Source organism: Gemmatimonas sp. (genome assembly GCF_044345575.1).
In the GTDB taxonomy this organism is placed as follows: Bacteria; Gemmatimonadota; Gemmatimonadetes; order Gemmatimonadales; family Gemmatimonadaceae; genus Gemmatimonas.
On the sequence record NZ_JBIJAW010000139.1, the window covers coordinates 1 to 8,401 of the forward strand.

Consider the following 8,401-nt stretch of genomic DNA (forward strand, 5'->3'; position numbering starts at 1 on the left):
CTGCCACAGCACATACGCCCCCGTGGCGCGCAGATCGACGAGCGCCTTGCGTACCTTCTCCGCCGTTTTTTCGCCGAACTTCGGGACATCGGCGAGACGGCCGTCGTTGGCTGCGAGCTCGAGCTCGAGCAACGACTCGATATGCAGATGTTCGTGCAGCGACCGGATGCGCGCCGGGCCCAGTCCGGGCACGCGCAGCATCTCCATGAGCCCCTCGGGGGTCTCCTCCTGCAGCCGTTCGAGCAACGACGAACTGTTGCTGTCGGCCAGTTCGCGCAACACGTCGAGGGCCGCGGCCGGCAGGGCGTCCGCGCTCGCCAGGGTGTCCGCGAGCACATTGGCCAGTGGCTGGTCACCCAGCGCCGACACGACCCGCGAAGCCGTCTGCATGGCCTTCACCATGGCCCGGTCACCGTCATGCAACTCGAGCAGGACGGAGACCTGAGACAGCGCGTGGGAGGCGTCGCGGCAGTTCATGCTCCCAATCTAGCCGCGCTCTCCGCTGAGACGTGAGACCCGGGAACTGAGAGGGAGCGTCGAGCGCCGAGAATGAGAAGTGCGCCCGGATAGAAGCGAGAGGCGAGCACTCCAGAATTGGGAAGTGAGCGTGGTACCCCTCACTTCCCACCTCTGGCCAACTGGCCTCTCGCTTCTATCCGGGCGGACGTCTCGTTCTCACCCCTCGATTCTCACTCTCGGCATTCTGATCTCAGCCCTCAACCCCCGCCAGGTGCTTCATCTGGCGCACGAGCTCCACCATCTGCGCTTCCGTCAGTTCCAGTTCCTGCCGGGCCGCGTCGGCGTCGAGCATGCCGGTGCGCATGCTCACGCCCACCTGATTCAGGTAGCGGACTTTGGCCAGCGCTTCGAGCGTAAGCTGCCGAAGTCCGTGGTATCGCCGCTTTTCGGCGTTCGCCCGCCGATAGCGCTGGGCGAGTTCCTCCGGCCGCAGGTCACGCGCGAGCGCGACGACGTCGTCGATCGACCGGCCCGGCAGGATGCCTCGATCGGGGATCCCGCTGTTCGTCCATCCAGGCTCGACGAAGAACAGGCGCCCCACGAATTCGATGCCATCGTGCGCGGTGTGCAGCGTGATTCGCACCTCACGCTCGTCGATCGTGAATGTGGCGATGGGCGTGAGCGTGACGGGTCCGAAGGAAGCCATGAGCTCGTGTCGATCTGGGAGTTACCGCACGCCGCGTTGGGCCAGAAACCGTTCGATGGCGGCAAACAGTGGTTCGGGACGCTCCACATAGGGCACGTGTCCGCATGCGTCCAGCACCACCAGCTCGGCGCCGAGCGCTTCGGCCGCCGCTTCGGCGGAGGCGAGCGGAATGGGATCGTCCTTCCCATGGATGACGAGTGTGGGTACCTGCACGGCACGCAACGATGCTGTGAGATCGAAATCCCCGAGCGACTGCCACACACTCTGCTGCACTTTCCCGGTGACGCGGAACGGCGTGAGCGCCGTGGCCTTGCGCGGGTCGGCGAAATAGCCGGCGACACTCAACTCGAAGCCGCGTTGGCGGTACGCCGTGGGATCCGTCTCCCGCAGCCCTGACGCCGCCAACTCTGCGCGCAGCGCCGCAATGGTCTCGCTGCGTCCGCGCTCAGCGAGATTCGCCTCGAACTGGTCGCGCCATGCCCGAGTGATGGGCGCCGGCGAAATCAGCACGAGGCGCGAAGGCTTCGGTAACGCGGGGTCGACGGTGGTTTGCACCGCGTACAGCATCGCCAGCAGCGCGCCCCACGAGTATCCGACCAGGGTGAGCCCCTCGCGCAAGCCGAACTCCCCGATCACCGCGGCGAGATCATCCACCTGCGTGCGCCAGGTGATGGGAGCAGGATCGTCAGTCTTCGACTGCCCACCGCCGCGCTGATCGTAGGTGATGACCCGATAATGTTCCGCGAGCGCGAGCATCTGCGGATACAGGTAATCGTGATGCGCCCCCGGGCCGCCATGCAGCAGGAGCAGCGGTGCGCCAGCGCCATCGGCGCGGAAGTAGAGCGGGACGGGGGTGAGGGCAGTGTGGCCGGAGTTCATGGAAGCAAAATAGACCAACCGTGACCGCCGCGACGGCCGCCGCGCCGTTGGCTGGCGACGCGTGACGCCGTCCCATTTTACGTCGTTGTAGTTTCCAGCATGCCCCCGCTCAGCCATCGCCGTACACCCACCCGGCACGCCGAATCCGGCGTATTGCGAGCCGTCCACGATGGCCGCGCGGCCCGTGGGACGCTGCGCTCGCTTGCGTGGCTGGTCGATCGCATGGCGACCCTCGGTGCAGCTGGTGACGGACCGGTGGATGACACCGTGGCGGGGGCTGTGCGCGACGCGCTACGTCAGTTCAATGCTCGGGTCCGCGAAGCGCCCATGCTCTGCCGCGTGGTCGATGGGCAGTTCATCCTCGGCGACGAACCCATGGATCGCGGGCTCACCCGCGAGGATCCGCTGCTCGGCCCCATGCTGTTTCGTTGCACCACGCTGGGGGTAGGCGGCATCACGGTACGGCAGGGCGCGGCGCCAGCCGAGCTGCTCACGCTGGCCAACTTTCTGGCGCAGCCGCGCAACGCCGATACCCCGACGCTCACCAACGAAACGCCCACCTCCATGAGCGCCGTGGCCGATCAGCAGCCGCGCGAGTTGCTGCGGTCGTGGAGTGTGCTCGTGACCCCGGTAGAGCCTCCGGGTGGCAATCGCCTGCCCACACCGGCCACGGGTGTCGCGGCCTTTCCGCCGATTTCAGCGGGGATGGCAGATACGGCGGCCACACCGGAGTCGGCAACGGATACGGCACGGCTTGTCGCGAGGTTCGCGTCGGCGCACGACGATGCCACCAGTATGCGCGTGGTGGATACGCTCGTGCCGCTCGTCGATCAGGCCGAGTTCCGCGGCGAGGCCCGCGTGCTGGAACAGGTGGCTCTCGCCGCCATCGCGCAGGTGCACCTCGTGGGCAGCGGCGGCGGCCGGCTGGCGGCCGAGCGTCTGCTGCGTCGATTGCAACACCGCAGCAGTCTCGAACTGCTCGCCAAACGACTGCCGTATGCGTACGATCGCGCCGGCATGCTCGAGCTGCTGTCACGCGCTGGCGAGACGGGCGTCGACCTGCTCGTGAAGCAGCTCATGGACTGCGAAGACGCGGCGGCGCGTCGCGTGTACTTCGACAGCATCGTGCAGCTCGACATGGCCGGGCCGGCGCTGTTCGATCTGCTGCGTGACACGCGCTGGTTCGTGGTGCGCAACGCCATCGCCTTGCTCGGCGAGATGGGCGTGGAGCAGGCCGACACGGCCATGCTGCCGCTCCTGCAACACGCCGACGAACGCATCCGCGTGGCCGTCGCGCGCGCGCTGGTGCGCATCGCCACCCCCAAGGCGCTGCAGGGGCTGCACGCCATGATCGACGACAGTAGCCCCGAGGTGCGGCGCATCGCCGCCGTGAGCTACGGCCTGTCGACAGGCACGACGGGCATGGTACGCCCGCCCGCCGCCCGGCTGTCCGTCGCCCTCGACAAGGAAACCGACGAGCATGTGGCCCTCGAAATGCTCGCCTCGCTCGGCACGCTCGGCAGCGCCGATGCCGTGCAGCGCCTGCTGCGCATCGCCATGCCGCAGGGACAGATGGGGGAACACGACCAGCCGCGCGATCCCCTGCTGCGCATCGCCGCCCTCGAGGCCCTCGTGAAGGCCCGCGGCAACGCGGTCATGCCGCACGTGGAAGCGCTGATGAACGACCCGGACCCGGAAGTGGCGCAGGCGGCCTTCCGTCTTCGCGGCTGACGGGACTTCGGCGCTCGGCGAGGCTCGAGCATTGAGCATCAGACGCCAGCAGCGAGAGTCTGAGGCCAGCTGGGATAGAAGCGAGAGGTCAGCGTTCTCGAGGTGAGAAGTCAGGGGCACCCCCCTCGCTTCTCACCTCGGCAAAGCTGACCTCTCGCTTCTATCCGAGCGCACCTCTCACGCTCATCCCTCGACTCTCACGCGGTACGCTCGCGTCTCACGTCTCACGTCTCACGTCTCACCGCGCCGTAAAGTCGGTCTCCGCGCTTACTCGTCTGCACGCGTCCGCGATCAGTTCCGCCGCGCGCTCGAGATCGTCCAGCGACACCATCTCGTTCGGCGAGTGCATGTAGCGGTTCGGAATGCTCACCAGGCCCGTGGCCACGCCTGTGCGCGCCAGTTGCATCGCGTCGGCGTCGGTGCTGGTGAAGCGTCCGGCCGCGTGAATACTGAAGGGGATCTCGAGCGATTTCGCCGTATCGGCCAGCAGGCGGTACACCACCGGGCTCGTCACGCTGCCGCGCGTGAGCACGGGGCCCCCGCCCACGGTGTGTTCGCCGACTTCTTCCTTCTTCATGCCCGGGTGATCGGTGGCGAAGGTCACGTCCACGGCGATGGCCATGGTCGCGTCCACGCTCTGCGCCGCCACCCGCGCGCCACCGCCACTGTAGCCGATCTCCTCCTGGGCCGTGGCGGCCGCTACCACGCGGGCCGCGCCGGGCTTCGCCGCGTAGCGACGCAGCGCCTCCAGCACCACGAACGCCCCGATCCGGTCGTCGATGCTGCGGCTCACGATACGGTTGTTCGGCATGTCCAGCGTGCGCGAGTCGATCACCCCCGGGTCGCCCACTTCGAGCAGCTCGAGCGCCTCGGCTTTGTTCTTCACGCCGATATCCACCCACAGATCAGTGATCTTGCTCGCCTTTTCCCGCTCGTCCGGCTTCATGAGATGGATCGGCTTCTTGCCGATCACCCCGATCACGTCCCCGTTGCGGCCCAGGAAACGGATACGCTGCGCCACGAGCACCTGCGGATCCCACCCCCCGATCGGCTCAAAGTACACGTAGCCGTGCTCGTCGATGTGGGTGATGATGATGCCGATTTCGTCGATGTGGCCGGCCAGCAGGATGGTCGGCCCCGTGCCGTCACCCTCCACGCTGGCGATGGAGTTGCCCACCACATCGGCGCGGATGTCGCTGGCGAACGTGGCGGCTTCGGCGCGCCAGACGCGCGCCGGGGCGCCTTCGAACCCCGACGGACCGGGGGTGTCGAGCAGGCGCTTGAGAAAGGCGATCGAGGAGTCGGAAAGCATCCGCGAAATATAGGTGCTATCGTTTGCACATGACTCTCTTGCTCATCGCCATCGGCGTCGGCGCCGGGATCCTCTCCGGCATCTTCGGTATCGGCGGCGGCATCATCATCGTGCCGGCGCTCGTTTACCTCGCCAAGATGCCCCCGCAGCAGGCGGCCGGGACCTCGCTGGCCGCCCTTGTCCTCCCCATCGGCGCCGCGATCGGGGCGCTCAACTACTACCGCGCCGGCCATCTCCAGCTGCGCGACGCCGTCGTCATCGCCCTCGGCATGGCGGTCGGCGCCTTCGGCGGCAGCTGGCTGGCTACTCACCTCGACGGGGACGTGCTGCGCAAGGGCTTCGCCGTTCTGATGGTCGTTATGGCGATCAAGATGTGGGTCGGGTGAGCGTCAGACGTATGACATGGGTTTGACGCGTCATTGACGCTGACCGGCGAGCTTGCCGCCATGCTGTACTTGAAGACCCTTGGCACCTTCGAGCTGATCGGGACGGTAGACGGCGCGCCCGTTCGTCTCATGGGGCCCCAGAAACCGCTCGCGATGCTCGCCTACATCGCACTCGCCCCTGGCCGTCGGGTCACCCGCGACCACCTGGTGGATCTGCTCTGGCAGAATCTCGAGGTCGAGCGCGGTCGTCGCACTCTGCGTCAAACGTTGTTCAGCCTCCGGCAGAAGCTCGGTGACGTGCTTGGCAGTGATGGCGAGTATGTGCTCCTCACGGCCCCGCTCACGATCGACTGCCAGCGCTTCGAGGACGCGCTCGAGCGCGAAGCCCTTGAAGACGCATGGGCGCGCTACACGGGACCCTTCGTGGCCGACTTTGCCACCCCCGGTAGCGCCGCCTTCGAACAATGGTGCGATCGCCAGCGCAACCGCCTGCAGGCGGCGTGGTTCAGTGTAGGCGAGGAGCTCGTGCGCCGCACCCTCGTTGATCGCCCCCGTGAGGCCGCGACGATGGCCGGCGTGCTCCGTGACGCCGCCCCGGATCGCGCAGACCTGTGGAGTACCCGGCTGCGCGCCCTGCTGCTTGCCGGTGAGCGGGTGGAGGCGCGCGCCGAGGCGCAACGGCTGCAGCAGCTGGTGGCGCAGGGGACGCTGTCGCTCACGGCCGAGATCCGGTCGCAGCTGCGGGCGCTCGAGTCCGGCCCCACGGCATCAATTGAGGACGCGTCGGCCGACGACCAGTCGCAGTGGCGGCGTCCCGAACTGGTCGGGCGCGAGAGTGCCTTCGCGCTGCTCCTGTCAGAGTGGCGTAGCACGGTGCACACGGACCTCAGCGCGACGGCCTCGCGCGGTGGCATGTGGGTCGTGCGCGGAAGCCCGGGGATCGGCAAGACCATGCTGCTCGACGAATTCGCCCAACGGGCGCGGGCCGTCGGCGGGCAGGTGCTCACCCTGCGGGCCCGCCGGGTGAACGCGGACACCCCGTACGCGCTGGCGGCCTCGCTGGCCGACCGAGCCGCATCGCTGCCGGGCGCCATGGGCGTGTCGCCCGCTACGGCGGCCATTCTCGTGGACCTGTCGCCTGCACTGTCGTCGGTCTTCCGCGCGGCCGCGCCGCGCACGAGCCCGGCGAGCGAACTGCCCCGCGTGCGCACGCAGGCCATTCAGGAATTGCTCGTCAACATCACCGACGAGCGCCCCACGCTCATCATCCTGGATGATCTGGATTGGGCCGACGAGCCGTCGCGGCAGGTCATCGCCACGCTGGGCGAGACACTGGCCGGAACGCCCCTGCTGCTGGTCGTGGCCACCCGTCCCACCCGCCGGTGGGTCGCGCCCGACGCGGTGCGCTACCTCGATCTCCCGCCGCTCTCGCTCGAGCAGATCGAACTGCTGCTGGCGAGTGTGGCGTCGTCCGATCCGCTCCTGCAGCGGGAATTGGCCACCCTGCTCGTGTCGGTATCGGGCGGTGTGCCATTGCTCGCGGTGTCGGCGATGGAGCTCGCCCTCGAGCGGCAGCTGCTGTCGATCAGCGGCGACCGCTGGCAGTGCCCCGACCTCGACGCCCTCAAGCGCGAGTTCGGGCAGGGCGGCGTCCTCGAAAAGCTGCTCGCGGGGGTCTCGCCCGCCGGTCGCAAGATGCTGACCGCGCTGGCCGTCGCCGATGGTGCCCTGTCCGACGACGTGCTCGCGGCCAGTGTTTCGGCAGACGGCAGTTCGGGTGTTGTCGACGAACTCGTGCAGCGAGGGCTCGTCGTGCCGGGGCTCACGGGGCTCGAGATTGCACATGACGAACTCGCGGACGCCGCGATCACCATTGCGCGCCCTGAGGAACGCCGCGAGATCATGCGGCGCGTGGGGGGAGCGCTGCTGCAGGAGCGGGCGACCTCCGCGCTCTCGCTCGCACTCGCGGGGCGTCTGCTGGCGGAGGCCGGCGACCGCGAGGCGGAGCGGGCTTTCGCGCGGTGGCTCGACCTCAGTGCCGACCCGCAACGGTGGCGTGATCCCATGCGGGCGGCCGCGGACTTCCTCGGCACCGCCGCCACGCCGCACATGCTCACGCAGCTGACGCGTTCGGTGCCGTGGATGCGGCGGTTCACCAAGGGACGACCGCACGCCACGCGAATGGCGATGGCGGGTGCGGTCCTGCTGCTGGTGCTCGGCATCGCCTGGTCGAACACGGCCAAGTTCCCCGCGCCCGTGGGGATGCAGCTCGTGGAGCCGCCATCCACCGACGGATTCATCTGGTTGAGAGACCCCAACGCTCCCATCCCCGTGTCACTCGGCACCGTGTTCGTGGATGCCCGCGGGCTTCCCACCCCACGTGGTCCCGACTCGGTCACGGTGACGTTCGAAGCGGAAGGAGGAGGGCAGGGGCAATTGCAGGGGAACACCACGCGCGCGGTGGTGAATGGTCGTGTGAACTTCACTGGCCTCACGCTCTCGGCCAGCGCCCTCGGGCAGTTCGTCGTGCGCGCTGACGGGTTCCCACCGGTGCGGTCGCGCCGTCTGGTATTCATACGCGAGCAGGAGCGGCGCAACTTCGACGCGCTGCGCATTCTGTCTGGGACCATCAACGGACAGCCCCTCGACACCAAACGTCCTCGGGTAATCGCGCGCCCGGGAGTCCCGCTCGTCGGTTCACTACGCCTGCAAAGCGTTACGTCGCAGACGACCGCGGCCCTGCTGGCGGGCGCCGTGGGGCTGTGGGGAGATCGACGCACGAACTTCCTCACGCTGCAGGCACTTCCGCCGCACGGGCTTGACTATGAAATGACCGTCTCGCTCGAGGATCAGTCGGGCAGTCTTCGCGTACTGCGCGCGCCCACCGTGCCGGGCGAATACCAACTCCTGGTCCTCTACGCGGCCGAA

7 protein-coding genes are annotated in these 8,401 nt (G+C 68.1%); 3 read left to right on the forward strand and 4 right to left on the reverse strand.

Going from position 1 to position 8,401, the window contains the following annotated elements; all coding sequences use genetic code 11:
• The 3 genes from ACIQ6O_RS09590 to ACIQ6O_RS09600 all read right to left on the reverse strand — a co-directional run.
• A partial coding sequence (locus ACIQ6O_RS09590) for a helix-hairpin-helix domain-containing protein (protein ID WP_396207568.1) occupies positions 1 to 477 on the reverse strand: 477 nt, incomplete at its 3' end.
• Positions 478 to 709: 232 nt separating this feature from the next.
• Positions 710 to 1,165, reverse strand: coding sequence for a hypothetical protein (locus ACIQ6O_RS09595; protein ID WP_396207569.1), 456 nt, complete (start codon positions 1,163 to 1,165; stop codon positions 710 to 712).
• Positions 1,166 to 1,186: 21 nt separating this feature from the next.
• A complete protein-coding gene (locus ACIQ6O_RS09600; protein ID WP_396207570.1) occupies positions 1,187 to 2,044 on the reverse strand; it encodes an alpha/beta fold hydrolase in 858 nt (285 codons plus the stop codon).
• 99 nt (positions 2,045 to 2,143) lie between these two features.
• Here ACIQ6O_RS09600 and ACIQ6O_RS09605 point away from each other — a divergent pair, with 99 nt between their 5' ends.
• On the forward strand, positions 2,144 to 3,775 hold the full coding sequence (locus tag ACIQ6O_RS09605) for a HEAT repeat domain-containing protein (protein WP_396207571.1): 1,632 nt from the start codon (positions 2,144 to 2,146) through the stop codon (positions 3,773 to 3,775).
• 238 nt (positions 3,776 to 4,013) lie between these two features.
• Here ACIQ6O_RS09605 and ACIQ6O_RS09610 read toward each other — a convergent pair whose 3' ends face one another.
• Positions 4,014 to 5,087, reverse strand: a complete 1,074-nt coding sequence (locus tag ACIQ6O_RS09610; protein WP_396207572.1) for a M42 family metallopeptidase — start codon at positions 5,085 to 5,087, stop codon at positions 4,014 to 4,016.
• Between the two features lie 29 nt (positions 5,088 to 5,116).
• Between ACIQ6O_RS09610 and ACIQ6O_RS09615 the strand changes: the two genes are divergently transcribed.
• Both ACIQ6O_RS09615 and ACIQ6O_RS09620 read left to right on the forward strand, forming a co-directional pair.
• Positions 5,117 to 5,473 carry a TSUP family transporter gene (locus ACIQ6O_RS09615; protein ID WP_396207573.1) on the forward strand — a complete coding sequence of 119 codons (357 nt, stop codon included), beginning with the start codon at positions 5,117 to 5,119 and terminating at the stop codon, positions 5,471 to 5,473.
• Positions 5,474 to 5,533: 60 nt separating this feature from the next.
• Positions 5,534 to 8,401 (forward strand): ATP-binding protein (locus tag ACIQ6O_RS09620; protein WP_396207574.1); only part of this gene is annotated, 2,868 nt, incomplete at its 3' end.